Here is a 26,532-nt window from a genome sequence, read left to right as displayed (position 1 = left end):
GTGGCGGCGATCAATCGCGCTCAAGCCTCCGCCAGGGTCGTCGCCTCGACCAGGCGCACCACGTCGCCCATGATCTCCGTGATCCTGAAATCCTTGGGCGTGTAGATCCGCGCCACGCCCATCTGCTTGAGGATCAGGGCGTCCGCCTCGGGGATGATGCCGCCGGCGACGACGGGGATGTGGTCCAGGCCCTGCGCCCGCATCAGCCGCACGACCTCCTGCACCAGGTCGAGGTGCGAGCCCGACAGGATCGACAGGCCCACGACGTGGGCCCGGCTTTCCTTGGCGCGGCGGACGATCTCCTCCGGCGTCGAGCGGATGCCGTCATAGACCACCTCCATGCCGCAGGCCCGGGCCCGGGTGGCGATCTGCTCGGCGCCGTTGGAGTGGCCGTCCAGGCCCGGCTTGCCGACCAGATAGGTCAGGGTGCGGCCAAGGACTTCGGAGACCCGCTCGACCTCGGCCTTCACGGCTTCGACGTCCTCGGCCTCGCCGGTTGAGACGACGATGGCGACGCCCGTCGGGCCGCGATACTCGCCGAACACCTCGCGCAGCGCCCCGGCCCACTCGCCGGTGGTGACCCCGGCCTTGGCGGCGGCGATCGAGGGCTCCATGATGTTTCGGCCGTCGATCGCGGCGGCCTTGAGGTCGGCCAGGGCGGCCTCGACGGCGGCGGCTTCGCGGGCCGCGCGCCAGGCCTGGATGCGGGCGACGACCTCGGCTTCCAGCTTGGGATCGATGGTCTCGATGTTTCCTTCGCCGGCCGACAGGGGCGAGGGCTCGCTGTCGGTCCAGCGGTTGACGCCGACCACGGTGAGGTCGCCGGTCTCGACGGCCCGCACCCGCCTGGCGTTGGAGGCCACCAGCTCGGCCTTCATGTAGTCGATCGCGTTCTGGGCGCCGCCCATCTCGTCGATCAGGGCCAGTTGCTCCAGCGCCCCCTTCGACAGCTCGGCGACCTTGGCCTCGACCACGTGGGAGCCGGCGAACAGGTCTTCGTATTCCAGCAGGTCGGTCTCATAGGCCAGCACCTGTTGCAGCCTAAGCGACCACTGCTGGTCCCACGGCCGCGGCAGGCCCAGGGCCTCATTCCAGGCCGGCAGCTGCAAGGCCCGGCAGCGGGCGTCCTTGCTGAGGGTGACGGCCAGGGCCTCGATCAGGATGCGGTAGACATTGTTCTCGGGCTGCGGCTCGGTCAGGCCCAGGGAATTGACCTGCACCCCGTAGCGGAAGCGGCGGGCCTTCTTGTCCTGCACGCCGTAGCGCTCGAGCAGGATCTCGTCCCACAGCTTGGTGAAGCTGCGCATCTTGCACAGCTCGGTGACGAACCGCACCCCGGCGTTGACGAAGAAGCTGATCCGCGAGGCGACGATCTCGAAGTCCTCCTCGGGCACCTGGCCGCCGGCGCGGACGGTGTCGAGCACGCTGATCGCCGTGGCCAGGGCGAAGGCCAGCTCCTGCTCCGGCGTCGCGCCGGCCTCCTGCAGGTGGTAGCTGCAGACGTTCATCGGGTTCCATTTCGGAACCTCGCGATAGCACCAGGCGATCATGTCGCCGATCAGCCGCAGGCTCGGTCCCGGCGGGAAGATGTAGGTGCCGCGGGAGAGGTACTCCTTGATCAGGTCGTTCTGGGTGGTGCCCTGCAACAGGGCGCGGTCGGCGCCCTGCTCGTCGGCCAGGGCCACGTACATCGCCAGCAGCCAGGCGGCCGGGGCGTTGATGGTCATGGAGGTGTTCATCTTCTCCAGCGGGATCTCGCTGAAGAGGGCGCGCATGTCGCCCAGATGGCTGATCGGCACCCCGACCTTGCCAACCTCGCCGCGGGAGAGGATGTGGTCGGGGTCGTAGCCGGTCTGGGTGGGCAGGTCGAAGGCCACCGACAGGCCGGTCTGGCCGCGCGCCAGGTTCGAGCGATAGAGCGCGTTGGACTTCTCGGCCGTCGAATGGCCGGCATAGGTGCGGAAGATCCACGGCGGATCGGGCGCGTGCTGAAAGGCCTTGTCCGACATCCTGCGCTCCCGGCGATCTTTTCTGGTTATCGCCGGATGATGCGCCGGTGTTGGGTGCGGTGCAATATGAGGGTTCGCAGGTGCGTTACCCGCTGCGCGGGACCCCCTCCGGCCCTCTGGGCCACCTCCCCCAGAGGGGGAGCATCTACGCCGCGCGGACCAGATCCTCCCCCTTTGGGGGAGGTGGCCCGGAGGGCCGGAGGGGGCCGCCGCCAGGTGGCTACTCCCGGCTGAAGCTCTCCGGCACTTCCGGGTTCTGCCCCGCCTTGCCCCACAGCACGATCTCGTTCCCCCAGGGATCGCGGAAGGCATGGTTGTAGCCGTTGAACTCGGCCCAGTAGTGGTTGCGCCAGAGCAACGTCGCGCCCAGCTTCTCGGCGGTTCCCAGGATCCGGTCGGCGCTGTCGTCGTCGCCGATCAGGATCCAGATGCGGGGCTTGCGGCCGTCGGTCGACAGCGTGCGGGGCTCGACGCCGGCGCTCTCCGGGTGCGGACGGGCGTTGGCGGCGTCGAAGATCCCCAGGTGCAGGTTGCCGATCTGGCTGTCGCCGCCGTCGGGGTTCTTGAAATGACCGCCCGGCACCATGCGGTGATAGATCCCCTGCGGCCGGGCGTCGTTCTGCCAGCCGAACACCTCAGCATAGAATTCGCCGGCCTTGGCGGGATCGTCGCTGGCCAGGTCGACGAAGATCAGGGTGTTGGTCACGGGCGGTCCTTTGGGTCAGTCGAAGGCGATGGAAAGGGAGAGGTCGCGCCAGGCGTCGATGTCGGCCTTCAGGCCGTCGATGGCGTAGCCGGCGTAGTGGAGGGCGTCTTCGCCCAGCAGCAGGTGCAGGGGCGGCTCGGGCGCATCGACGATGGCCAGCACGGCCAGGGCGGCCTTTTTCGGGTCGCCGGGCTCGGAGCCGGCATGGTCGGCCATGATCCGTTCGGCGTCGCGGGCCAGGCCGTCATAGTCGGCGAGCTTGTCGGCCACGATGGTCTTGGAGCCCTTGGCGAAGCTGGTGCGCAGGCCGCCCGGGGCGACGTTCGTGACCTTGATCCCCAGTTCGGCGACCTCGGCCGCCAGGGTCTGGGTCAGCCCTTCCAGGGCCCACTTGCTGGCGCAGTAGACGCCGGTGCCGGCCCAGACCGCCAGGCCCGAGACCGAGGTGACGTTGACGATCCGCCCCGAACGCCGCGCCCGCATGGCCGGCAGCACCGCCTTGAGCACGGACAGCGGCCCGAAGACGTTGGTCTCGAACTGGGCGCGGACCTCTTCCAGAGAGGCCTCCTCCACCGCGCCGACCAGGCCGTAGCCGGCGTTGTTGACCAGCACGTCTATCTGGCCGGTCAGGGCCTCGGCGGCTTTCACAGCCTGGGCGACGGCGACCGGGTCGGTGACGTCCATGACCAGGCCGTGGGCGCGGCCCGGCGCGATGGCTTCGAAGCCGGCGACGTCGGCCTTCCTGCGCACCGTGCCGGCCACGACGTCGCCCCGCGCCAGGGCGGCCGCGGCGATCTCGCGCCCGAGCCCGCCGGATACGCCGGTGATCAGCCAGGTCTGGGTCATGTTCGCATTTCCTATCGCTCGTCATCCCGGCCGCAGCGCAGCGGAGAGCCGGGACCCAGGGGCGACCGCAGTGCGCCGGCCCCTGGGTCCCGGATAAGCCCTTCGGGCTTTCCGGGATGACGGTCTTACTTGAACTTAGAACGGCTTATCGCCCTTCACCCACAGGCGGTGCATCGTCCGGAAGTACTTCTGGTCGTCGTACAGCGTGCCGGTGTGCAGGGTGCAGCGGTTGTCCCACATCAGGATGTCGCCGGGCCGCCACTTGTGGGCGTGGACGAAGCGCTCCTGCGTCATGAACTCCACCAGCTCGTCGAGCAAAGCGAGGCCTTCGGGGCCGGGCTTGCCGATCACTTCGGTCACCGTGCCGGTCGAGGGCCACAGGGCCTTGCGGCCGTCCGAGGGGTGGGTGCGGATCAGCGGGTGCTCGACGTCGGGATTGGCCGCCTCCATCTCGGGCGACAGGATCATCTGCTCGCCGAAGGTGCGGGTGGCCATGAAGTGCTTGTAGCTGTGGTGCAGCCGCAGCGGCAGAAGTTCGGCCTGCTTCTCGGCCGAGAGGGCGTTCCAGGCCGCGCAGCCGTCGGCCAGCAGGGTGTCGGAGCCTTCCTCCGGCGCCTCCACGCAATAGAGCATGGTCAGCATCACGGGTTCTGGCTTGTAGCTGTAGTCGGTGTGCCAGCCGACGCCGTCGTTGTGGGCCCCGATCGGCTGGCCGTCGACGACGCGGTTGGAGAGGATGAAGATCTTCGGATAGCCGGGCAGGGTGAAGCGGGTCTGGGTGTGGTCTTCCGGATCGCCGAACCGGCCGATGAAGGCCATCAGGTCGTCCGGCGTCATCGCCTGGTCGCGCACCAGCACCGCCCCGTGGGCGTGGAAGGCGGCGACCACGCCGTCCAGCTCGGCGTCCGAGGCGGTCGGCAGGTCGATGTTCAGGATCTCCGCGCCGAAGTCGTCTTGCGCGCCCTTCTTGAGGGGCTTGGTGGCCAGGGCGGGCGGTGCTTCGGCGAGCATGGGATCGACCTTCGGGTGACTGTATGGCGGCAAGCCTAGGCGGCTGAAAAACCACGGTCTTGCCTCAGAGCGCCCTCTCTCTTTCCCCCGTCTCGTGCGCGTATGGTCAAAAGCCCGCCTCCTGTACGCCCCGGCGACAGCACCGCCCGTTCGGCGGGCGACCGCGCGGCGCGCCCCTGCGGCTGACCAAGTTTTCGTGCGCGCTGGAGCAAGACCGGGGCGGGGAGGGGCGCCAGCCTTGGGTCGTCTTCTTCTCTTCAGCGAGCGCCCCGGCCGTGACCCTGTTCAGCGACGCCTTCTTCGACGGGCTGTCCAGCTCCACCCAAGAGGTGGGCGCGGCCGAGACCCTGCCGCCGGCCTGCTATACCGACGCGGCGTTCTACGAGTTCGAGAAGGCCGCCCTGTTCGACCGCGAGTGGCTGTGCGTGGGCCGGGTGGACCAGGTGCAGGAGCCCGGCGACTTCTTCACCACCGAGATCGTCGGCGAGCCGATCCTGGTCACCCGCAACCGGGCCGGCGAGATCAAGGCGATGTCGTCGGTCTGCCAGCACCGCGCCATGCTGGTGGCCGAGGGCAAGGGCAACGCCCGCGGCTTCGTCTGCCCCTATCACCACTGGGTCTATTCGCTGAACGGCGACCTGGTGAACGCCCCGGCCATGGACCGCACCTGCGGCTTCGACAAGAAGAAGGTCAGCCTGCCGACCTTCAAGGTCGAGATCTGGCTGGGCTTCATCTTCGTCAATTTCGACGCCGAGGCCGAGCCGCTGGCCCCGCGCCTGACCGCGGTCGAGGCCGCCATCGCCAATTTCGACCTCGAGACCGCCGAAGCGCTCGAACCGATGACCGGCCAGTTCGCCTGGAACTGGAAGGTGATGTTCGAGAACAACAACGACGGCTACCACGCCAGCAAGCTGCATCGCGGCGTGCTGCACGACTTCATTCCCAGCGAGCTGGCCAGTTTCCCGGAAGCCGAGCCCGGCGACGCCGGCTTCCTGCGCTACAACGGCACCCTGCACCCGGACGCCAGCTTCAACCCGACCCAGAAGGCGGTGCTGCCGATCTTCCCCAAGCTGTCGGACGAGGACCGGGGCCGGGCGACCTTCGCCAACATCCCGCCGACCCTGTCGCTCGTGATGACCAGCGACATGGTCATCTACCTGATCCTGCGGCCGACCGGCCCGGAGACCATGGCCCAGGACACCGGCATCCTGGTCGCCCCCGGCGCCCGCGACAGCTACGGCTTCAAGGAGCGGCTGGAGATGATCATGACCTCCGCCGGCCAGATCATCGCCCAGGACATGCATGTCGACGAACTGGTCCAGAAGGGCCTGCGCTCGCGCTTCGCCATTCGTGGCCGCTACAGCTGGCAGGAGGGCGCGCAGGTGCAGTTCAACCGCTGGCTCGCCCCGCGCTACCAGGCCCAGTGGGCGCGGCTGAAGGGCGGCGAGACGCCCGCCGCTCCGGTGGAGGCCGCCTGAGATGACCTCGCGCCTTCCCGTCGTCTTCTTCGGTCACGGCAGCCCGATGATCGCGCTGGAGACCAACGACACCACCAAGACCTGGGCCGCCATGGCCGCCGAGATCGAGACCAGGCACGGCAAGCCCAAGGCCATCCTCTGCGTCTCGGCCCACTGGATCACCAAGGGTGTCGGCGTCACGGCCATGAGCCAGCCGCGCACCATCCACGACTTCGGCGCCTCGTTCCCGCGCGCCCTGTTCGAGGTGCAGTACCCGGCGCCGGGCTCGCCTGACTTGGCGGCGCGCGTGCGCGACCTGCTGGCCCCCGAGATTCCGGTGGTGCTGGACGAGCGCCAGTGGGGTCTGGACCACGGGACCTGGTCGGTGCTGTGCAAGGCCTGGCCCGAGGCCGACGTGCCAGTGATCCAGCTGTCGATGGACGGGACCAGGCCGCCGCAGTGGCACTACGAGATGGGCAAGCGCCTGGCCTCGCTGCGTGACGAGGGCGTTCTGATCGTCGGCACCGGCAACATCGTCCACAACCTGCCGGCCATGGACTGGGGCGACCGGCACTGCGCGCCCTACGACTGGTCGCAGCGCTTTAATGAAGCAATCAAGACGGCCATCGCCGACGACCAGCCGCTGACCGCCGTCGAGTTCGAAAAGCTCGGCGAGGACGCTCGTCGCGCCGTGCCGACCCCCGACCACTACTGGCCGCTGCTCTACGTGCTGGGCGCGCGGCTGCCCGGCGATGTCGCCCGCTTTTCCCCCGACCACATCGAGCATGGCTCGCTGAGCATGACCAGCGTGACGCTGGCCGCGGCCTAAACGGAGATCCCGATGCCCTTCATCTGCGAACCCGGCCAGGTCCGTCCCGACGTCGCGCCCGGCGCCTTGCACCACCTCAAGGCCACGCCCGAGACCATCCACTGGGGCTATTTCGATCCGTCGATCAAGCCGGCCCTGCGCATCAAGAGCGGCGACCTGATCCAGGCCGAGGCGATCACTCACCACGCCGGCGACGCCCCCGACCTGATGATGGACGAAGCGATCACCCGCATCTTCACCGAGGTGCCGGAGGACGACCGCAATCCCGGCGTCCACATCATGACCGGCCCGATCTGGATCGAGGACGCCAAGCCCGGCGACGTGCTGGAGGTGCGCTACCTGCGCATGGTCCCGCGCAACAACTACGGCTCCAACCTCGCGGCCAACTGGGGCTATCTCTACAAGGAGTTCGGCGAGAAGGAGCGGGTGACGATCTATGAGCTCGACGCCGACTACAACACCGCCAGCGCCCTCTATGCCTACGACTTTCCGGGCAAGTACCTGACGCCCGGCACGATCACCAACTGCCCCGAATGCGACCGCCAGAGCGCCCTGCCGGGCGTGCGTATCCCGGCCCGTCCGCATCTGGGCACCGCCGGCGTCGCGCCGGCCGTCGACGGCCGCGTCAGCACCATCCCGCCCGGCCTGCACGGCGGCAATATCGACAACTGGCGGATCGGGGCCGGGGCGACGATGTACTATCCCGTCCAGGTGGAGGGCGGGCTGTTCTCCATCGGAGATCCCCACGTCAGCCAGGGCGATGGCGAACTTTCAGGCACCGCGATCGAAAGTTCGCTCAACGTCCTGATGCAGATCGTCCTTCGCAAGGATTTCGAGACCCCGGGGCCTTTGCTGGAGACCCCCAAGTGGTGGATCGTCCACGGGTTCGACGAGGATCTCAACGTGGCCATGCGCCAAGCCTCCCTCAACATGCTGAGCCTGCTGTCCGACCATGTCGGCCTGACCAAGAACGACGCCTATTCGCTGATGAGCGTGGCGTCCGACTTCGGCGTCACCCAGGTGGTCGACGGCAAGCAGGGCTGCCACGTCCGCATCCCGCGCGACATCTTCCCCCAAACCAAGTCTTCGAAGAGAACCTGAGGCCTTGCGCGCCTGGTCGTTCAGCACCGACAGCTACCCCCGCGCCGAGCGGGCCGACGCCTGGCGCGAGGCCATGTCGCGCCTGGGCCTGCCGGTCGAGAGCCTGTCGGAGCTGGAGCCGGCCTCGACCTCGGTGGTCTGCCTGACCAGTCCACTGGGCATCGAGTTCGCCTTGGTCAACGCCGGGGCCCAGACCATCTCGGGCCGTCTCACCAACCAGCCGGCGGCGGTGTGGATGGCGGTGCTGCTCGACGGCCAGGCGGCGGTGGTCAGCGACGACCTGGGCGAGGACCTGTCGATCGGCGACATCGCCTTTGGCCCGACCGGCCAGGCGGCGGCCCTGCGGCTGGCCACCCGCTGCCGGCTGATGTTCGTCCGCGCCCCGCGCGTGGCCTTGAACCATCGCCTGGTCGCGCCGCGCGCCCTGCGGGTGGGGCGGCTGCGCGGCGAGGGCGGGGTCAAGCACATCCTGTCGGGCCTGCTGCGCGCCACCGCCGACTCGCTGGAGGACCTGACCGTCGACCAGCTGCGCCCGGTCGAGCTGGCCCTGGCCGAGTTCCTGGGCCTGTGCCTGCTGGAAGCCGGCGAAGAGCGCGGGGCGGCCTGGCCGACCGACGCCCGCAGCGCCCACCTGCAGCGCCTGCGCCAGACCATCGAGACGCTGCTGCCCGACCCGAACCTGACCATCCGCCGGGTGGCCGACGAGGAGGGGGTCTCGCCGCGCTACGTGCAGAAGCTGTTCGAGGGCGTCGAGGAGACCTTCAGCCACTATCTGCGCACCCGTCGGCTGGAGCGCTGTCGCAACGACCTGGCCAGCCCCCAGTTCGCCCGGCTGTCGATCTCGGAGATCTGCTTTCGTTGGGGATTCAACGGCAGCGCCCACTTCAGCCGCGCCTTCCGCGACCAGTACGGCTGCTCGCCGCGCGACTTCAGGCGAAGCGTGCGCGACGAGGAACGGGTGGCGGCGTGAAGTTTAGCAACGCCGTCTTGAAGTTGTAATTTGGGATAATCAACTATTGCGTCTATCCAGGCCTTCGGCGATCAGAAGGGGGCCTGGATGGCTAAGGATCAGAAATATTTCGTGCGGCTTTGGAATCTGGCGGGAGACAAGGTCTTCGGCTGGCTGGGGACCAACGATAACTACGCGGTCTGCATTCCGGCGGGCGTCTACAGCAACCCCTTGAAGCTGGACAACGTCCTCTATGTGCAGTGGCGCCCGAGCGGTTCGAACCAGGGCGTCCTGGCCGTGCCGCATCCCGACGGCGACTGGGGCCTGGGCGGCGAGAACGACGGCGGGGTCGACGCCTACTGGCACTGGGTCAGCAAGGCCTACACGCTGACCCTGGATCCCGTTTCCGGCGTGAACCTGCAAAGCCCGGTTCCCGGCGCCTTCAGCGGTACGCTCTCGCAGACCCGCGACGGCCAGCCCTTCAAGCTGTCGACGAACTACGAGATCAACGAAGACGTCGTCTGGATCAGCTTCCAGAACGCGCCGAACGGCCCCGACCAGCTGTTCAGCAGCCAGGAGGTCTATCTGGAGTTCACGACCGAGCCGTTCCTGTTCGAGTTCGTGCCGATCGAGCAGTTCCAAGGCTCCAAGGCCTCCTACGCGCCGGGGCTGAAGTCCAAGCACGACAACTGGACGAAGATCGACACCTTCAGCTGGATGGGCGACCTGCGGGGCGTCATCGGCGGCCGGGCCCTGGCCGACCTGGTCATCCCCGGCAGCCACGACGCGGCCTCCTGGGACATTCCGATCGCCGGCGGCGACCAGCGCAGCCAGACCCAGTCGCGGGACATCTACGGCCAGCTGCGAGCCGGATCGCGGTATCTGGACCTGCGGTTCCGCGCGGGATGCGACGGCGTCTGGCGAGGCTTCCACGGCCTGGACAACACCTCGGCCGAACTGACCTCGGTGCTGGCCGATATCAACCGCTTCCTCGACGAGAATCCCGAGGAGATCCTCGTCATCTCGCTGCTCACGCAGCCGCAGCCGTCTCTTGCCCTCTGCATGCAGGCGCTTCAGCCGTACACCCCGGCCATCGACGCCTGGGACCTCGTGCTCAACGCCCTGGGTCCCCGGGTCTATCCGCGGATCGTCGTCGAGAAGGACGGCGACGGCCATGACCACGTCTATTACCGCTTCATCCAGCACGCGAACCAGAACGGCCTTCTGGGGATGAAGAATAACGTCGTACTGTTCTCATGGGGCAAGCCGCCGACCGCCGCCGTCAAGGCGGACGGGCCGATGAAGGGCCGGCGGAAGGACCACAACATCTGGATCTCGACGCCGGAAGGCTCGGCCCTGACGCCGGGCGAGAAGCCGTGGGAGGGCGCGTTCAAGGCCGCCAAGGCCGCGGGTTTCGACGTCGACTTCGATCTCGCGGGCGTCTGGATCAACGGCTACAGCACCACGGCCTACGATCTGCGGCTGGCGATCGACGCGGTCGAGCCGCCGACCGGCGGGCCGCTGTGGATGATGCACTGCAACGTCCCGGCCAGTCCGGGCGGGGAGTCCATCAAGACCAAGGCCGAACGCATCCAGCCGCCCCTGGCGCGGCTGGTCGCCGAGGATCCGGTCATGACCGCCAAGCTCAACTTCGTGAACCTGGACTTCGCTGGCGACCACCTGGACATGACCATGGCCGTGATCGAGGCCAACCTGTTCCGGTGAGTCCGGCGGGGCGCTTGCGCCCCGCCTCGGCGGACCCTAGCGTCCTCCCTCTCTAAACGGGGGAGGACGTGTCCGATGAAGGCGTTGCTGGCGATCGTCATGAGCCTGGGCGTGGGCCTGGTCGGCGGGGTGTCCGCCGCCTGCGCGACGCAATGGCCGAACGGGGCCAGGGCCGCCGTCGCCCTGACCTATGACGACGCCCTGGTCTCGCAGCTCGACAACGCCGTGCCGGCCCTGGACGCGGCGGGCTTTCGCGGCAGCTTCTTCCTGTCGGGCGTCAAGGCGGCCGACATTCCGCGCTGGCGGGCCGCCGCCGCCGAAGGCCACGAACTGGCCAACCACACGATCTTTCACGCCTGCCCGGCGGCCAACTTCCCGGCCGATCCGCGCTATGTCGCCGAGGCCTATACGCCGGCCAGCCTGCTCAAGGAGATCGAGCAGCAGAACGTGCTGCTGACCGCCATCGACGGCAAGGCCCGCCACGGCTTCGCCACCCCCTGCGGGGCCAGCAAGGCCGGCGGCGTCGACTATCTGGAGGCGCTGCGGGCCTCGGGCCTGGCGACCTACGCGCGCGGCGTGGTGACCACGCCGGACGACCTGGCCGGTCGCCGGATCGACCCGATGCACGTCCCCTCGCGCGGCTTTCCGGAGACCGTGACGGGCGCGCAGCTGATCGACTTCGCCAAGAGCGCCGCGGCGGGCGGCGGGGTTGCGGTGTTCCTGTTCCACGGCGTGGGCGGCGACTACCTGCAGGTGTCGAACCCGGCGCACCAGGAGCTGCTGGCCTGGCTGAAGGCGCATCCCGACCAGGTGTGGGTCGCGCCGTTGCAGGAGGTGATGGACTGGGCGGCGGCGCATCCTTGAGGGCCCGCGCCGCTCAAAAGCTCGTCATCCCGGCCGTAGCGCAGCGAAGAGCCGGGACCCAGGGGCCGCCGCAAGGAGGTGGCTGGTGCTTGCGGCGGCGGCGATTCAGCGCCCGGTCCCCCTGGGTCCCGGATAAGCGCTGCGCGCTTTCCGGGATGACGAAGTAGGGGGCGGGAGAGGGACTACTTCGCCCGCGCCAGCCGCTCCACAGCCGCGTCCAGCACGTCGTCCCCCTTGGCGAAGCACAGGCGCAGGACGTTGGTCACCGGATCCTGCGCGTAGAAGGCCGAGACCGGGATCGCCGCCACGCCGTGCTCGCGGACGGCCCGCAGGGCGAAGGCGCGGTCGGGCTCGTCGATCCCCGAGGCGGTCAGGTCGACATTGAGGAAATAGGTCCCGCCGCTGTCGAGCACGGAAAAGCCGACGTCCCGCAGCCCCGCCGCCAGGCGGTCGCGCGAGCGCTGAAGGCCGGCGGGCATGGTCTCGAACCAGTCGCCGGGCTCTTCCAGGCCGAAGGCGACGGCGGCCTGCAGATTGGGCGGGGTGGTGAAGGTCAGGAACTGGTGGGCGCCGGCCAGGGCCTTGGCCAGCGGCGGGGCCGCGCACAGGAAGCCGACCTTCCAGCCGGTCATGCCGAACATCTTGCCGGCCGAGCCGATCTTCACCGTCCGCTCGCGCATGCCGGGGAAGGTCATCAGCGGTCTGTGGGCGCGGCCGTCGAAGACCACGGCCTCCCAGACCTCGTCGCAGACGGCCGCAGCGTCGAAGCGGACGCAGAACTCGGCCAGCAGGGCCAGGTCCTCGTCGGGGGTGACGACGCCGGCCGGGTTCAGCGGGCTGTTGAGCACGACGAGCCTGGTCTTGTCGCTGAAGACGGCTTCCAGCATCGCCCGGTCGAACCGCCAGTGCGGCGGGGTCAGGCGAACGAGGCGGGGGATGCCGCCAGCGCGGCGCACCATCGGCAGGTAGGCGTCGTAGAGCGGTTGGAACAGCACCACCTCGTCGCCGGGCGAGATCAGGGACAGGAAGGCCGCCGCCAGGGCCTCGGTGGCGCCCGAGGTGACGATGATCTCGCGGTCGGGATCGAGGTCCAGGCCCTGGGAGCGCCCGTAGTGGCCGGCGACCGCCTGGCGCAGCTGGGGCAGGCCGCGCATCGGCGGATACTGGTTGGAGCCCTCGATCAGCGCCTCGCCGGCCTTGCGCCGCAGGGCGATCGGCCCCTGGTCGTCCGGAAAGCCCTGGCCGAGATTGATCGCCCCCAGCTCGCGGGCGAGGCCGCTCATCTCCTCGAAGACGGTGACGGGCAGGTCGGCGAAGACGGGGTGGACCATGGGAGGCTCTGGCGGTGTGGGCGCGGACCATGGCTTGGCGAGGTCGAGGCGCCAAGACCTTCCGCCGCGCCGGCCCCCTCCGGCCCTCCGGGCCACCTCCCCCAGAGGGGGAGGATCTGGTTGGCGCGGGTTCTTCGAGATGCTCCCCCTCTGGGGGAGCTGTCGCGGAGCGACTGAGGGGGTAAGCAACCTCTGCCGCACCCTACGCATTTTCCTGACACCCCGAGGGCGAACAGGAGAACCAGGGCATGAACGGCGTGGGTTTCATCGGTGCGATCATCATCGGCGTGTTCGCCGGCTGGCTTGCCGAGAAGATCATGAAGCGCGACCATGGGTTGCTGACCAATCTGGTGGTCGGCCTGGTGGGGTCGCTGGTCGGGGCCTTCCTGGCCAGCATGGTGGGCCTGGGAGCGACCGGATGGCTGGGCAGCCTGGTGATCTCGACGATCGGCGCGGTGGTGCTGCTGGCCCTGCTGGGTCTCTTCCGCCGACGCGCCTGAGGATGGGCCGCCTGAGGATGAAGCCGGTCCTGATCGCCGCGGCGGCGCTGGCGGCCCTGAACCTCGCCGCCTGCGGCGAGCGGGCCAGGCTCGACGTCGCCGCCGGTACGGGACCCAATCCCCAGCTGCCGGCCCCGAAGAAGACCCTGCTGCCGACGCTGAACATCGCGCCGGCCAAGGGCTGGCCGGAGGGCGGCGCGCCTAAGGCGGCGCAAGGCCTGGCGGTCAGGGCCTTCGCCGACGGGCTGGACCATCCGCGCTGGATCCAGGTGCTGCCCAACGGCGACGTGCTGGTGGCCGAGACCAACGCCCCGCCCAAGCCGGAGGACAACAAGGGCCTGAAGGCCAAGATCCAGGCTGTCGTCATGAAGCGGGCGGGGGCGGCGACCAAGAGCGCCAACCGCATCACCCTGCTGCGCGACACCGACGGCGACGGCGTGGCCGACCTGCGCGCGACCTTCCTGTCGGGGCTGAACTCGCCGTTCGGCATGGCGCTGGTCGGCGACGCCTTCTACGTGGCTGATACCGACGCGGTGCTGCGCTTTCCCTACAAGGGCGGCGAGACCACGATCACGGCCAAGGGCGTGCGGGTCACCGACCTGCCGGCCGGGCCGCGCAACCACCACTGGACCAAGAGCCTGATCGCCAGCCCGGACGGCAAGCGGCTCTACGCCACCGTCGGCTCCAACAGCAACGTCGCCGAGAACGGCATGGCGGCCGAGGAGGGGCGAGCGGCGATCTGGGAGATCGATCTGGCCACCGGCGCCAAGCGGCTGTTCGCCGGCGGGCTGCGCAATCCCAACGGCATGGGCTGGGAGGCCTCGACGGGCGCCCTGTGGACCGTGGTCAACGAGCGCGACGAGATCGGCAGCGACCTGGTGCCCGACTACCTGACCTCGGTGAAGGACGGCGGCTTCTACGGCTGGCCCTACAGCTACTACGGCGCCCACGTCGACAAGCGGGTCGCGCCGCAGCGGCCGGACCTGGTGGCCCGGGCCATCGTTCCCGACTACGCGCTGGGCCCGCACACCGCCTCGCTGGGCCTGGCCTTCGACGCGGCCTCGGCCCTGCCGGCGCCGTTCAAGGGCGGGGCCTTCATCGGCCAGCACGGCTCGTGGAACCGCAAGCCGCACAGCGGCTACAAGGTGATCTTCGTGCCCTTCGCCGGCGGCAAGCCGTCCGGTCCGCCGCGCGACGTGCTGACCGGCTTCCTCAACGACGAGGAAGAGGCCCTGGGCCGGCCGGTCGGCGTGGCCTTCGACGCCAAGGGCGCGCTGCTGGTCGCCGACGACGTCGGCAACGTCATCTGGCGCGTGACGCCGCGCTGACGATTCCCGCGGAGGGGCCGGCGCCCAAAAGCCGAGCGCCCTCCGTGAGCGCCTTTGCGACCATGGCGAGCATCGCCGCGCGTCGGCAATCGCCGATGCTCCATAAGCTTCCATAGATTCCAGATGTCGATGTTATCGGCACGATAAACACATCTATGAAGAGGCATATTTTTCCCCTCGGAGATAACGGCCGAACTGTGACGGACTAATGTCTGCTCCCTGTTCCTTCGTGGCTAACTATTGCCGTGAAGGGCGGCTTTGGCGGGGATTTTGGGGAAATTGCGCGGACTTGGGGTGCGTTGTCGCTTCCCGAATGTCCTCGACATCTTAAAGCACCTGCCATGGCGGAGGCTTCGCGAGGGGCGAAGTTTCCATGCAAATCTCTCCATGGGGGCATATTTAATGCTGGACCGTAAGTTGCTGCTGGCCTCGTCGGTGATCGCGGGCCTCGGCCTCGCGCCCGTCGGCGCCTGGGCGCAAGCTCAAACCAACACCGCTTCCACCGCGCAGAAGCCGGCCGAGAGCGATGACGCCGTCGAGGCCGTCGTCGTCACCGGGTCGCGCCTGAAGCAGAACGCCTACAACAGCGCCTCGCCGATCCAGGTGATCACGTCCGACCAGGCGTCGCTGGAAGGCCTGATCGACACGACGGCCATCATCCAGGGCTCGTCGATCGCCAGCGGCTCGTTCCAGGTCGGCAACGAGCTGACCGGCTACAACATCACCGGCGGTCCGGGCGTGAACTCGATCTCGCTGCGCGGCCTGGGCGCCAACCGCACCCTGGTGCTGCTGGACGGCCACCGCATCGCGCCGTCGGGCGTGCGCGGCCAGGTCGGCCCGACCGACCTGAACACCATCCCCAACGCGGTCGTCGAGCGCGTCGAGATCCTCAAGGACGGCGCCTCGTCGATCTACGGCTCGGACGCCGTGGCCGGCGTGGTGAACTACATCACCAAGAAGGATTTCGACGGCGGCAAGATCAAGCTGTACGGCAACGCCCCGTTCTCCAGCGGCGGCGGCGGCAACCAGTACACGGCCGAAGCGCTGTGGGGTAAGACCTTCAGCCGCGGCTACGTCAACGTCACCGGCAGCTACTACAAGCAGAACGCCCTGCGTCGCGGCGACCGCGAATACACCAGCTGCGCCAGCGAAAACTACTACAACCTGCAGACCGGCGCGCGCCTCGACTACACCGATCCGGTGACCGGCGGCCTCAAGTGCTACAACCAGCTGAACAACGTGATCTCCACGAGCGTCGGCTACCTGCAGTACAAGCAGGACGGCCTCGACTACAGCTACGCGGGCAACAACAGCACCTTCGCCGGCCTGGCCCGCGTCGCCCGCGCCAACTACGCCGAGAGCTACCGCTACGCCAACTACGACTCGGCGGCCTGGCAGCGCGCCACCGTTATCAGCCCGGTCGAGCGCTACAGCCTCTACGTCAAGGGCGGCTACGACATCTCCGACGCGGTCGAGGCCTATGGCGAGGTGCTCTACAACCGCCGCAACTCCGAGCAGGACGGCGCGCGCCAGCTCTACGCCACTCTGGCCTCGACCAACCCGAACAACACCCTGGGCGCGGCCGCCGGCACGGTCCAGCCGGTCATCTCGGTGGCCTATGACTCGATCCAGAAGGTCGACTACTACCACGGCCTGGGCGGCGTCCGGGGCGACCTGCGCAGCCTGAGCGACACCAGGCTCGACTTCCTGAAGTCGTGGAGCTGGGACGTCTACGCCCAGTACGGCAAGTCGGACGGGACCTATTCGGTCAGCACGATCAACACCGACGCCGTGGCCGCCACCATGGCCGCCGGTTCGACGAACTACTGCGTCCAGTCGATGGTGACGATCTCGGGCGGCGACTGCTCGACCCTGCCCAACGGCATTCCGTGGCTGAGCCAGCGCGTCCTGTCGGGCAACTTCACGGCCGCCGAAAAGGCCTTCCTGTTCGGCGTCGACGTCGGCCACACCGTCTACGAGCAGTGGATGGGCGAGGCCTCGGCCACGGGCGACCTCTTCACCCTGCCGGCCGGCACGGTCAGCGCCGCGGTCGGCGTGTCGTTCCGCAAGGACGACTTCGACGACACCCCCGGCGTCGCCTCGCTGAAGAACAACAACCTCAACCTGACCCAGGCGGGCCACACCGCCGGCCACGACGCGACGACCGAGGCCTTCATCGAGATCGAGGCCCCGCTGCTGCGTGACCTGCCGTTCGTGCACAGCCTCGACCTGACCGTGTCGGGCCGTCACACCGAGGTCGACAGCTACGGCGACAACGACGTCTACAAGATCGGCCTGAACTGGCGGATCACGCCCGCGTGGCGCCTGCGCCTGTCGGACGGCACCTCGTTCCGCGCCCCGTCGCTGTACGAGCTCTACCTGGCCAACCAGAGCGGCTACACCACCGCCGATCCCTGCATCCTGTGGGGCAGCAGCGGCGTCAGCGCCACGATCCAGGCCAACTGCGCGGCCCAGGGCGTGTCCAGCTCGCAGACCACCTACACCAGCCTCGTCTACACCGGCGGCGGCTCGGGCAACCTGAAGGCCGAAACCTCGGAATCGAAGATCGCCGGGATCGTCTGGACGCCGCAGTTCATCAACCTGCAGGTGGCCGTCGACTATTCCGAGATCGACATCGACAACGAGATCACCCAGTTCGGCGCGGCCAACATCGCCGAGCGCTGCTACGAGTCGGTGAACCTCACGAGCGCCTTCTGCTCGCTGGTCTCGCGCGACGCCTCGACGAACCGCCTGATCGTCCACAACAACTACGTCAACGTGGCCGAACAGAAGAACCGGGCGCTCGACCTCAACGTCGACTACCGCCACCACTTCCCGGCCGGCGACCTGTCGTTCCACAGCGAGTTCACCTGGCAGCTGCAGGACACCACCAAGCTGTTCGGCGACAGCGACGAGGACGACTACAACGGCTCGACCTACATCTACGATGGTCCGGACTTCTCGGGCCGGATGAACCTGAGCTTCCGCCACGAGGACTGGACTATCAACTGGACCACCTCGATCACCGGCAAGGGCTCCGACGCCGAACTGGCCGGCGACACCGTCGCCTCCAGCAAGTACGCGTCCTCGACGAACTACGACTACGTGTCCGGCGGCGTCTACTACAAGTACGTCGGCCGCAAGTACCACACCGAGTTCATGGCCTATCACGACGTCTCGTTCCGCAAGACGATCGACGACAAGACCACCCTGACCTTCGGTGTGCAGAACGTGTTCGACGAGGCGCCGCCCTCGATCTCGAGCAGCTACCGCGTCGGCAATTCCGAGGTGTGGGGCTACGATCTGAAGGGCCGCAAGGGCTTCGTCTCGGTCGAGCGTTCCTGGTAACGGCGGGCCGGATCCTTCCGGTTTCGCAGGAGGGGCGGCGGACTTCGGTCCGCCGCCCTTTTTTCTGGCCGCTTCTCCACCGCCCTGGAGGCAAAGAAAAAGGCCGCCGACCCTGCGGTCGGCGGCCCCTTCATGTCCTGCAATCCCCGCCAGGGGGCTTGAAGACTAGTCTTCCTTGACGCGCTTCTTGCGGAACGACGGGTTCAGGATCTGCTTGCGCAGACGGATGTTCTTCGGCGTCACTTCCACCAGCTCGTCTTCCTCGATGTAGGCGATGGCCTGCTCGAGGGTCATCTTGCGCGGCGGGGTCAGGCGGATCGACTCGTCCTTGCCCGAGGCGCGGACGTTGGTCAGCTGCTTGGCCTTCATCGGGTTGACGTCCATGTCATCCTGACGAGCGTTCTCGCCGATGATCATGCCGAGATAGGTCTTCTCGCCGGCGCCGACGAACATGGTGCCGCGCTCTTCCAGGTTCCACAGCGCGTAGGCCGCGGTTTCACCATCCGAGTTGGAGATCAGCACGCCCTTGCGCTGCTGGTCGATGGCGCCCTTGTAGCCCTCGTAGTGGCTGAACACGCGGTTCAGCACGCCCGAGCCGCGCGTATCGGTCAGGAACTCGCCCTGATAGCCGATCAGCGAGCGCGAGGGGGCGGTCAGCTGGATGCGGGTCTTGCCCGCGCCCGACGGACCCATGTCGCGCAGTTCGGCCTTACGCAGCGACAGCTTCTCGATGACGATGCCTGAGAACTCGTCGTCGACGTCGATCATGACGTCTTCCATCGGCTCCAGGCGCTTGCCGGTTTCCGGATCGGTCTGGAACACGACGCGCGGACGCGAGATCGAAACCTCGAAGCCTTCGCGACGCATGTTCTCGATCAGGACGCCCAGCTGCAGTTCGCCGCGACCCGACACTTCATAAGCGTCGCCTTCGCTGGTCTCGGTCACCTTGATGGCGACGTTGCTCTCGGCTTCCTTCAGCAGGCGGTCGCGGATGACGCGCGACTGGACCTTGTCGCCTTCGCGGCCGGCCAGCGGGCTGTCGTTGACCGAGACGGTCATCGAGATGGTCGGCGGGTCGATCGGCTGGGCCGGCAGGGCGTCGGTGACTTCCATCGCGCACAGGGTGTCGGCGACGGTGGCCTTGGACATGCCGGCGATGGCGACGATGTCGCCCGCTTCCGCGCCTTCATCGACGGGCTGGCGCTTCAGGCCGCGGAAGGCCAGCACCTTGGTGATGCGGCCGCGCTCGATTTCCTTGCCGTTGCGGTCGAGGGCGTGGATGGCCATGCCGGGGACGGCCTTGCCGCTCTCGATGCGGCCGGTCAGCAGGCGGCCCAGGAACGGATCGCTTTCGATCAGCACGTTCAGGATCTGGAACGGCTCGTCCTTCTTGGCGATCTGCTTGGGTTCCGGCACGTGGCGGACGATCAGGTCGAACAACGGGCCGAGGTTGTCGCTGGGCACGTTCATGTCCAGCGTGGCCCAGCCGGCGCGGCCCGAGGCGTAGATGTGCGGGAAGTCCAGTTGCTCGTCCGTGGCGCCGATGGCGGCGAACAGGTCGAAGGCGGCGTTGTGCACGCGGTCCGGATCGGCGTGGGCGCGGTCGACCTTGTTGATGCAGAGGATCGGCTTCAGGCCCATCTTCAGCGCCTTGGTCAGCACGAACTTGGTCTGCGGCATGACGCCTTCTTCGGCGTCGATCAGCAGGACGCAGCCGTCCACCATGCCGAGGATCCGTTCGACCTCGCCGCCGAAGTCGGCGTGTCCGGGGGTGTCGATGATGTTGATGCGGGTTTCGCCCGCTTCACCGTTCCACAGGACACTGGTGCACTTGGCCAGGATGGTGATGCCGCGTTCGCGCTCCTGGTCATTGGAGTCCATGGCGCGTTCGGTCGTCGCCTCGTTGGCGCGGAACACGCCAGACTGGGCCAGCAGCTGGTCGACGAGGGTGGTCTTGCCATGATCGACGTGCGCGATGATGGCGATATTTCGCATGGACATGGGAGGACGGCGGGCTTTCGGAGAAAAATCGGATGAGACGCTGCGCGCGTCAGGCGCGCGGCTTTTACGCGACTGCGCTGCGTTTATCCACCCCGCCCAAACGGCGCCTTATGTCGCGGTTACCGGTGTCAGGCCGCAAACCCTTATTCCTACCGGGTTTGGGGTGGTTTCTGGCGGTTGTCGTTTCTTGGGCAACTAATTGTGCAGCGCAGCAATGCCTAATTTATAGTCAAGCTTGAAGATCGACGTTCTCCGATCCTTGCTGTGCAAAGGGTTGCTACCGGATGTCGCAGAAAATTCGACAACGTTGTCCAACTTTCCGCTTGCTCGATTTCGCAGCGCACCCTATAAGGAAGGTGTGAGGCGGCGCTGCCGCTTCTGCCCTTCCTGGGCGTTTCCTCCCTAATGAACTAGCCCGGCCTTACCGCCGGGCTTTTTTTTTGGCCTGAAGCCGACAAAGCACGAGTTTGCAGGGCTTTGCGGCGGTTTGCAGGCAAATTGCCGCTATTTGGGCCTCGATCGGGTCCGCGGCTGAACGGCGAGGGGCGCTATTTCAGCCCCGTCCAGTCGGTCTGGGCCAGCAGGGCTGTCAGTTTCTCGACATGCGCCGTCAGCGCCGCCAGCCCTTCGGTCGGCTCGCGCGTCGTCTCGTTCATGTAGAGCGAGCGATTGATCTCGACCTGCAGGGCGTGGGTGCGCCGGGCGGGGCGGCCGTAGTGCTCGGTGGTGTAGCCGCCGGCGTAGGGGGCGTTGCGCGCCACCCGATAGCCCATCTCCTCCAGCGCCTGCTCGACCAGCCTGGTCAGCTCGGGCGCGCAGGCCGCGCCGAAGCGGTCGCCCAGCACGATGTCGCACGGGCCGCCGCCCCGGGCCCGCGAGCCGCGCGCCGCCGCCGCCGGCATCGAATGCCAGTCGATCAGCACCGCCAGGCCGTGGGCGGTGCGCGCCTGGGCCAGCAGGCGGCCCAGGGTGTCGTGATAGGGGCGGTGGGCGCGCTCGACCCGGGCCTTGGCCTCGTCGAAGGTCAGCTTGCGGGCGTAGATCGGCCGGCCGTCCGCCACCCGGGCGATGGCCCCCAGGCCGGCGGCGACCCGGGCGGTGCGGCCGCGCGCGAACTCCGGCAGGTCGCCGTCGAACATCGCCGGGTCCATCTCCCACGGGTCGCGGTTGAGATCGATGTACGAGCGCGCCAGCCGCGCCCGGATGGTCGAAATCCCCTGCGTCGGGGCCTTGGCGATCAGCCGGTCGACGAAGGCGTCCTCCGAGCCGCGCAGCACGCTCTCGGGCAGGCGGGCGGCGGCCATCATCTCCGGCGGATAGAGCGCGCCCGAGTGGGGCGAGGCGAACACCACGGGGGTCGGGGCGGGCAGGCCCTCCGGCGCGGCCCGCGCGGCCTCGAACGCCGGCTCGCGCCCCGGGGCGGCGGTGTCGCCGGCCTGGGGAGAGGCGGTTTTCGGGGTGATCGGGTCCCATGCGTTCATGCGTCACATAGTCGAGAACCCCGGGCTTGCGGTCAAATGCCCTCGCGCCCTGTCGTATCTGTGGACGGTCCGCGTCGGTTCACCGGCGATTTACCGTCCCGGGCCTAGATTCGGCTTTCCAGAGACGAGCTCCAACGGACACGTAAGCGACATGGCCCGCATCCTCCTCGCCGAAGACGACGACTCGCTGCGCGGCTTCCTCGCCCGGGCGCTCGAACGCGCCGGCTTCGAAGTCACGGCCTGCGCCGATGGCGAAGAAGCCGTCGGGCACCTCGACCACCCGTGGGACCTGCTGCTGACCGACATCGTCATGCCCGGCATGGACGGCATCGAGGTGGCGCGCCAGGCGGCCGCCCGCGACCCGGACCTGCGCATCATGTTCATCACCGGCTTCGCCGCCGTGGCCCTGTCGGCCCAGGACCGCGCCCCGGCCGGCGCCAAGGTGCTGTCCAAGCCCGTCCACCTGCGCGACCTGGTCTCCGAAGTCGAAAAGATGATGGCCGCTTAAAGGGCTGACGCGCGCCCGGGCGGGTCAGCCGCACGCACCTGACCCTGGCGCGCTCCAAGCCTCCACAGCCTTCCGAAAAACTTCTCCGAAAAAGTTTCTTCGGCGGCTTGCGCCCCGGCCAAGCCGCCGCTATACCCCCACACCTTCCCGGCCGGGACGCCTCGTTGAGGCGCTTCGGATCGCTTCGGCGGACGCGTAGCTCAGCGGGAGAGCACTACGTTGACATCGTAGGGGTCACAGGTTCAATCCCTGTCGCGTCCACCATCCCCTTCCTCGGGTAAAGCCAAAGGCCTGTCGAGCTATCACGCTTGTGGCCGTTTGCTGCTTCTGGGGCTTGCCCTCAAAGACCCTCCCCACGGTAGACCCTCGCCAGCCTATTCCGCGGCGTCCTTTGGCCGCCTGCGTAGGCCTCGCTGAGCGCATGCCGGTGGGATGCGCGGCCTGCATGAGATCGTTGAAAGCTGGCGCGGTCCGGTTTGCCGGGGCGTTCAGTCCGTATCCCAACTGAACGCGGGGTGGAGATGGTCGCCCAGGCGCAGTCCCTGTTGGCCGAGCGCCGAAATCTCCGACATTTCGGCCTCGCTGAGCGTGAAGTCGAAAATGGCGATGTTCTCGGCGAGCCGATCCGGGTGTTCGGACTTTGGGATCGCCGCCACGCCCTGCTGCTGGATCAGCCAGCGTAGCGAGACTTGCGCGGCCGACTTGCCGTGGCGCCGGCCTATGGCGGCCAGCAGCGGGTGCTTGGCGGCGAGGCCCTGGGCGAGCGGGGACCAGGCCACTACGGCCATGTCGTGCGCGCGGCAGGCCGCCAGGACGCGCCTTTGCGACAGAAAGGGGTGGTACTCGATCTGATTTACCGCCAGCGGCTGGTCGCATGCCTTGCTCGCCTGGTCGAGCAGGGTGCTGGGAAAGTTCGAAACGCCGATCGCCCGGGCTAGGCCGTCTCGACGGACGGCTCCCAGTGCGCGCATGACCTCCGCAAGCGGGAACTTGGGGCTGGGCCAGTGCAGGAGGACGAGATCGACCTGATCGACCCCCAGGCCGAGGCAGCTGGCCTCTACCGCGAACCGCAACTCGGCGCCCGCCATCTGGTCCTTCCACACCTTCGTGGTCAGGAACACGTCCCGCCGCGGCAAGCCGCTCGCCGCCAGCGCGCGACCGATTTCATGCTCATTGCGATAGGCGCGCGCCGTATCGATGTGGCGATAGCCAAGCAGGAGCGCCTGTTCGACGGCGGCTTGGGCGCGCCCGTCATTCAATTCGCTGGTGCCCAGGCCGATCGCCGGGATGTCGATCTCCGCAACCCGACAGGCGGGCGGATGGCTCATGTTGCCCGCGGCGAACGACACGGTGGTTCTCAAGCCTCTTGCGGGGCGGCGTGGACGATCAGTCGCCGGTAGACCGTCAGCAATTGATCCATGACCACGGGGGCGGCGAGGAGGCTGCGGACTTGCGCGGCGCCGGCGGTTGTCGCCGCGGCATGGTCTTGCCAGTTCGAGAGCAGGTCCAGGATGGCTTCGGCGACGCTGGTGAGATCGCTGGGGCCCACCAGATGGACGCCGGGTACGTCGCGAACCCAGTCGAGCCCGCCCGAGGGCAGTACGATGCAGGGGCGAGCGGCCAGCAGGCTCTCGGCCGGTATGAGCCCGAAGCCTTCCCTGACCAGCGGCAGTACGAGCGTCAGCGCCGCCTGTTCGTACATCCAGGCGACGTCGCCGGTGGGGTTGAACTCCAGTTTGAGATTGGCAAAGGCGCGCGCCGCCGCCTGCAGGTCGGCGACGAAAGCCCGGGACTTCTCGGTCGGCGCCGACAGCAGCAGGCGCAGTTCGCCAAGCTGGGCGCTTACATGGCCAGCCGCCAGAACCGCCGTCATGGCCCCCTTCTCCGGCACCAGGCGCGCCGGATAGGCGATCGTCCTGAGATCGGGCGGCGGTCCGGCGGTCTTGAAGTTGCAATCAATGGCTGGAGGTATCACGGCCGCCGGCCTGACATTCGCGTATTCGAAAGCAATATCGCCAACAAGTTTCGTGATTGTTATTTGGCATCCGGTGTTTAATATTTCAACAATGCTGTCACTGTTTCGTTGTGGAAGGTCGTATATTGTATTGACCAGAGGTATTCGCGAATTTAAGCAAGCGGAATGGATCGCGCGATAGACGCCAAGATCGCCGCGCTGGCCATTGTGCACATGGACGACGTCCGCGCCTTGCGCACGGATCCATTCGGATAGGGCTGACGAAAGCCCGACCAGGGGGAGGCGCGGCTGGTCTGAGGCTTGTCCGAGATACCTGAATTCAGTCTCTGGCAGGACCAGCTCAAGAGATCGATGGCCATGCTGCTTGAAACAATCGGCTACGGCGCTGATGTGTCTTGTAATTCCGCTGTAAAATTTCTGGGGGGAGAAAAACAGATTGAGCACATTCATGCTTGAGAGCACCGAATCCAATGTCAGGTAGTGAAGCTGGCACGGCTCGCCGGTATGAAGCAATCGTCGTCGGATCCGGCGCTGGCGGAGCGACGGCGGCGTATGTTCTGGCTCAACACGGCGTTGAGGTGCTTGTGCTGGAGGCCGGCGGCCGCACTCCAGTCCAGCTGGACGACCGGCGACCGCGCAAGGAGGGCGGCTGGAACTTGCCCGACGAGCCCTATGCCAGCGACCCGCCAGGGGCTTTCCGCTGGTACAGGAGCCGCAGCGTCGGCGGGCGCCTGAACACCTGGGGCAGGGTGGCGCTGCGCTTCGACGAGCGGGACTTTACGGGTCGGTCCAGCGACGGGCTGGGGGTCGACTGGCCGCTCGGCTATCGTGAGCTGGCGCCCTACTATTACAGGGTGGAGCGCCTTCTGGGCGTCCACGGCGAGCCGGTCGACAGGATCGAAGGGCGGCTTGTCGACGATCATCTGCTTGAGCCATTGCCGGCGCAGCTGGCCGACATCCTGGTCGACGGCGGGCTGGCGATGCAGGGGCGGGCCTCCGCGCCCGCGCGGATCGTCGCGCTGCCCGACCGAAGCGGAGGGCCCGCAGAGGCTCAGCCGGAGGCGCTGAGCGACATCGCCAGCTTGGCGCTGCTCAGGCTCGCCCTGGCGACCGGGCGAGCGACTTTGCGTCACTCGGCGGCGGCCGTCGAAATCCTGGTCGACGCGGCGGGGCTCGCCTCAGGTGTGCGATGCATGGACCGTGTCACCGGCGAGGTTTTCGTCGTGCAGGCCGATGCGGTTTTTGTGGCCGCAGGCGCGTGCGAAAGCGCCCGGATCATGATGAACTCGAAATCGCCGCGTTTTCCCGACGGCCTGGCCGCGTTCGGCGGTCATGTCGGACTTCACCTGACCGACACGATCGATCTTACCCTGCGCGCGGCCTTTCCCGTGCTTGAGCACGAGCGCGACGAGGACGGGATCGCCGTACCAAGGCGCTACGCGCCATGGGATCCAAAGCCCTTCGCGTCCGAGCCGCTCGATTTTCCACGTGGTTACCACCTCGAGTACTATGGGCCTCACCGCTTCGGTGTGGATCCGCTGATCGGCGCCATGGCGGTGGACAATTTTGCCAGCGGCATGATCGGCGATCTGGAAGCCCATCGGCGGAGCATCGTCACCTTCTCCGCGCGCGGCGAAATGCTTCCCAATGCCGATTGCCGTTGCGAACTGGACGGTGCGGCGACCGACGCCTGGGGAATACCGAGCTTGAAATTCCATTGGCGCTGGTCAGATGCGGACCTCCGGCGCCACGCCCACATGCGCGCGACGACGATGGACCTGATCGAGCGGCTGGGCGGGCGCCTCGTCGAGGATGCGCCCGCCATGGCGCCGGGCGGAAGGACGATCCATGAACTGGGAACCCTGCGGATGGGGGCGCGCGAAGCTGAAGCCGCAACCGATCCGTGGGGCGCGCTCTGGGATGTGCCCAACGTCGCCATCTGCGACGGCGGCGTCTTCGCCTCTCACCCCGACAAAAATCCCACCTTGACGATCATGGCCCTGGCCTGGCGAGCGAGCGACCATATGGTGCAGCGCGCGCGGCGTGGAGACCTTCGATGAAGCGCCCCGACTGGATCGATGAGTTCATGCGAGCGGTCGTCTATCCTGCGGCCCATGCTGCTCCCACCGCCGCGTCCGATGGCGATGCGGTCAATGGGCCGGGTCCGTGGTCTCCGGCGCATCGGCGCGCGGCGGCGGAGTTGGTGGACGCGTTGCTGTCGGGCGCGTGCATCGTCTCGCGGGGGGACGACGCGTTCATTCGGCGCATTGAGGAATGGCTGTTTTCCGACAATGGCCTACGCGCCCAGGCCAAACTCGTCGTGAGGGGCTGGATCGACCGTCTCGCGGCGGATCCGGAAGGGCATGGAGCGGCCGCTTTGATGCGGCTGGACGACACTGCGTCGCGCGATGCCGCTTCCTTCCTCTATACGTTGTTCTTCTACCACAGGGTCCGCGGCGACGATCGGGCGGTTGGAGACTATCGCGGACCCGACAAAATCAGCGTGGAGAGGATAGAGGCGCACTTGGCCCGTTTGCGCGTCCAGCCAGCCGGTTCTTGAGCG

General features: G+C 67.7%; 22 protein-coding genes, 1 tRNA gene and 2 pseudogenes. 16 read left to right on the top strand and 9 right to left on the bottom strand.

Annotation, left to right across the window (positions count from 1 at the left end):
- Positions 1–20: 20 nt before the first annotated feature.
- The 3 genes from AC07N1_RS08955 to AC07N1_RS08945 all read right to left on the bottom strand — a co-directional run bounded on the left by AC07N1_RS08955 (position 21) and on the right by AC07N1_RS08945 (position 3,561).
- Positions 21–2,009, bottom strand: coding sequence for a methylmalonyl-CoA mutase family protein (locus AC07N1_RS08955; protein ID WP_494671476.1), 1,989 nt, complete (start codon positions 2,007–2,009; stop codon positions 21–23).
- 220 nt (positions 2,010–2,229) lie between these two features.
- A complete protein-coding gene (locus AC07N1_RS08950; protein WP_494671475.1) occupies positions 2,230–2,715 on the bottom strand; it encodes a VOC family protein in 486 nt (161 codons plus the stop codon).
- Between the two features lie 15 nt (positions 2,716–2,730).
- Positions 2,731–3,561 carry an oxidoreductase gene (locus AC07N1_RS08945; RefSeq protein ID WP_494671474.1) on the bottom strand — a complete coding sequence of 277 codons (831 nt, stop codon included), beginning with the start codon at positions 3,559–3,561 and terminating at the stop codon, positions 2,731–2,733.
- Here AC07N1_RS08945 and AC07N1_RS08940 point away from each other — a divergent pair.
- Positions 3,560–3,655, top strand: a pseudogene (locus AC07N1_RS08940) (hypothetical protein); the annotation flags it as partial. The gene AC07N1_RS08945 and the pseudogene AC07N1_RS08940 overlap by 2 nt on opposite strands.
- A gap of 41 nt (positions 3,656–3,696) precedes the next feature.
- Here AC07N1_RS08940 and AC07N1_RS08935 read toward each other — a convergent pair.
- Positions 3,697–4,572, bottom strand: a complete 876-nt coding sequence (locus AC07N1_RS08935) for a TauD/TfdA dioxygenase family protein (RefSeq protein WP_494671473.1) — start codon at positions 4,570–4,572, stop codon at positions 3,697–3,699.
- Positions 4,573–4,847: 275 nt separating this feature from the next.
- Here AC07N1_RS08935 and AC07N1_RS08930 point away from each other — a divergent pair, with 275 nt between their 5' ends.
- The 7 genes from AC07N1_RS08930 to AC07N1_RS08900 all read left to right on the top strand — a co-directional run bounded on the left by AC07N1_RS08930 (position 4,848) and on the right by AC07N1_RS08900 (position 11,633).
- Positions 4,848–6,050: an aromatic ring-hydroxylating oxygenase subunit alpha gene (locus AC07N1_RS08930; RefSeq protein WP_494671472.1), complete on the top strand. Its 1,203-nt coding sequence runs from the start codon at positions 4,848–4,850 to the stop codon at positions 6,048–6,050.
- Position 6,051: 1 nt separating this feature from the next.
- A complete protein-coding gene (gene ygiD / locus AC07N1_RS08925) occupies positions 6,052–6,858 on the top strand; it encodes a 4,5-DOPA-extradiol-dioxygenase (RefSeq protein WP_494671471.1) in 807 nt (268 codons plus the stop codon).
- 12 nt (positions 6,859–6,870) lie between these two features.
- On the top strand, positions 6,871–7,959 hold the full coding sequence (locus tag AC07N1_RS08920; protein ID WP_494671470.1) for an acetamidase/formamidase family protein: 1,089 nt from the start codon (positions 6,871–6,873) through the stop codon (positions 7,957–7,959).
- Between the two features lie 4 nt (positions 7,960–7,963).
- Positions 7,964–8,929: a helix-turn-helix domain-containing protein gene (locus AC07N1_RS08915; protein ID WP_494671469.1), complete on the top strand. Its 966-nt coding sequence runs from the start codon at positions 7,964–7,966 to the stop codon at positions 8,927–8,929.
- An 87-nt stretch (positions 8,930–9,016) separates the two neighbouring features.
- Positions 9,017–10,633 (top strand): phosphatidylinositol-specific phospholipase C domain-containing protein, encoded by a 1,617-nt coding sequence (locus AC07N1_RS08910; protein ID WP_494671468.1) that lies wholly within the window; start codon positions 9,017–9,019, stop codon positions 10,631–10,633.
- 75 nt (positions 10,634–10,708) lie between these two features.
- Complete coding sequence (locus AC07N1_RS08905; RefSeq protein WP_494671467.1) at positions 10,709–11,497, top strand: polysaccharide deacetylase family protein; 789 nt, start codon at positions 10,709–10,711, stop codon at positions 11,495–11,497.
- Positions 11,490–11,633 (top strand): hypothetical protein, encoded by a 144-nt coding sequence (locus AC07N1_RS08900; RefSeq protein WP_494671549.1) that lies wholly within the window; start codon positions 11,490–11,492, stop codon positions 11,631–11,633. The genes AC07N1_RS08905 and AC07N1_RS08900 overlap by 8 nt, the downstream gene beginning before the upstream one ends.
- A 46-nt stretch (positions 11,634–11,679) precedes the next feature.
- Here AC07N1_RS08900 and AC07N1_RS08895 read toward each other — a convergent pair whose 3' ends face one another.
- On the bottom strand, positions 11,680–12,828 hold the full coding sequence (locus tag AC07N1_RS08895; RefSeq protein ID WP_494671466.1) for an aminotransferase: 1,149 nt from the start codon (positions 12,826–12,828) through the stop codon (positions 11,680–11,682).
- A gap of 248 nt (positions 12,829–13,076) precedes the next feature.
- On the opposite strand from AC07N1_RS08895, the gene AC07N1_RS08890 reads away from it, so the two are divergent.
- From AC07N1_RS08890 to AC07N1_RS08880, 3 genes are all read left to right on the top strand, one after another.
- Positions 13,077–13,328, top strand: coding sequence for a GlsB/YeaQ/YmgE family stress response membrane protein (locus AC07N1_RS08890; RefSeq protein ID WP_494671465.1), 252 nt, complete (start codon positions 13,077–13,079; stop codon positions 13,326–13,328).
- A 17-nt stretch (positions 13,329–13,345) separates the two neighbouring features.
- Positions 13,346–14,656 carry a PQQ-dependent sugar dehydrogenase gene (locus AC07N1_RS08885; RefSeq protein WP_494671464.1) on the top strand — a complete coding sequence of 437 codons (1,311 nt, stop codon included), beginning with the start codon at positions 13,346–13,348 and terminating at the stop codon, positions 14,654–14,656.
- 402 nt (positions 14,657–15,058) lie between these two features.
- Positions 15,059–18,004 carry a TonB-dependent receptor plug domain-containing protein gene (locus AC07N1_RS08880; RefSeq protein ID WP_494671463.1) on the top strand — a complete coding sequence of 982 codons (2,946 nt, stop codon included), beginning with the start codon at positions 15,059–15,061 and terminating at the stop codon, positions 18,002–18,004.
- Between the two features lie 165 nt (positions 18,005–18,169).
- On the opposite strand, the gene typA is transcribed toward AC07N1_RS08880, so the two are convergent.
- Together typA and AC07N1_RS08870 are read right to left on the bottom strand one after the other, a co-directional pair.
- A complete protein-coding gene (gene typA / locus AC07N1_RS08875) occupies positions 18,170–20,005 on the bottom strand; it encodes a translational GTPase TypA (protein ID WP_110119268.1) in 1,836 nt (611 codons plus the stop codon).
- Between the two features lie 548 nt (positions 20,006–20,553).
- Complete coding sequence (locus AC07N1_RS08870; protein WP_494671462.1) at positions 20,554–21,486, bottom strand: N-formylglutamate amidohydrolase; 933 nt, start codon at positions 21,484–21,486, stop codon at positions 20,554–20,556.
- Positions 21,487–21,637: 151 nt separating this feature from the next.
- On the opposite strand from AC07N1_RS08870, the gene cpdR reads away from it, so the two are divergent.
- Together cpdR and AC07N1_RS08860 are read left to right on the top strand one after the other, a co-directional pair.
- Positions 21,638–21,994: a cell cycle two-component system response regulator CpdR gene (gene cpdR / locus AC07N1_RS08865; protein WP_110119269.1), complete on the top strand. Its 357-nt coding sequence runs from the start codon at positions 21,638–21,640 to the stop codon at positions 21,992–21,994.
- Between the two features lie 189 nt (positions 21,995–22,183).
- Positions 22,184–22,258, top strand: a tRNA-Val gene (locus AC07N1_RS08860).
- Between the two features lie 224 nt (positions 22,259–22,482).
- On the opposite strand, the gene AC07N1_RS08855 is transcribed toward AC07N1_RS08860, so the two are convergent.
- A complete protein-coding gene (locus AC07N1_RS08855; protein WP_494671461.1) occupies positions 22,483–23,343 on the bottom strand; it encodes an aldo/keto reductase in 861 nt (286 codons plus the stop codon).
- Between the two features lie 8 nt (positions 23,344–23,351).
- The gene (locus tag AC07N1_RS08850) at positions 23,352–24,482 is read right to left on the bottom strand and encodes a glycosyltransferase family 4 protein (protein WP_494671460.1); all 1,131 of its coding nucleotides are present in this window, start codon (positions 24,480–24,482) and stop codon (positions 23,352–23,354) included.
- On the opposite strand from AC07N1_RS08850, the pseudogene AC07N1_RS08845 reads away from it, so the two are divergent.
- From AC07N1_RS08845 to AC07N1_RS08835, 3 genes and pseudogenes are all read left to right on the top strand, one after another.
- Positions 24,440–24,562: pseudogene (locus AC07N1_RS08845) on the top strand (NAD(P)-binding protein); the annotation flags it as partial. The gene AC07N1_RS08850 and the pseudogene AC07N1_RS08845 sit on opposite strands and share 43 nt — an antisense overlap.
- A gap of 63 nt (positions 24,563–24,625) precedes the next feature.
- Positions 24,626–26,029, top strand: coding sequence for a GMC oxidoreductase (locus AC07N1_RS08840; RefSeq protein WP_494671548.1), 1,404 nt, complete (start codon positions 24,626–24,628; stop codon positions 26,027–26,029).
- Entirely contained in the window at positions 26,026–26,529 is a 504-nt protein-coding gene (locus tag AC07N1_RS08835) for a hypothetical protein (protein ID WP_494671459.1), read from the top strand. Before AC07N1_RS08840 ends, AC07N1_RS08835 begins: the two co-directional genes overlap by 4 nt.
- The last annotated feature ends 3 nt before the right edge of the window (positions 26,530–26,532 follow it).

Source organism: Caulobacter sp. GW821-FHT09B11 (assembly GCF_059418205.1).
This window is presented reverse-complemented; position numbering and strand designations above follow the sequence as displayed.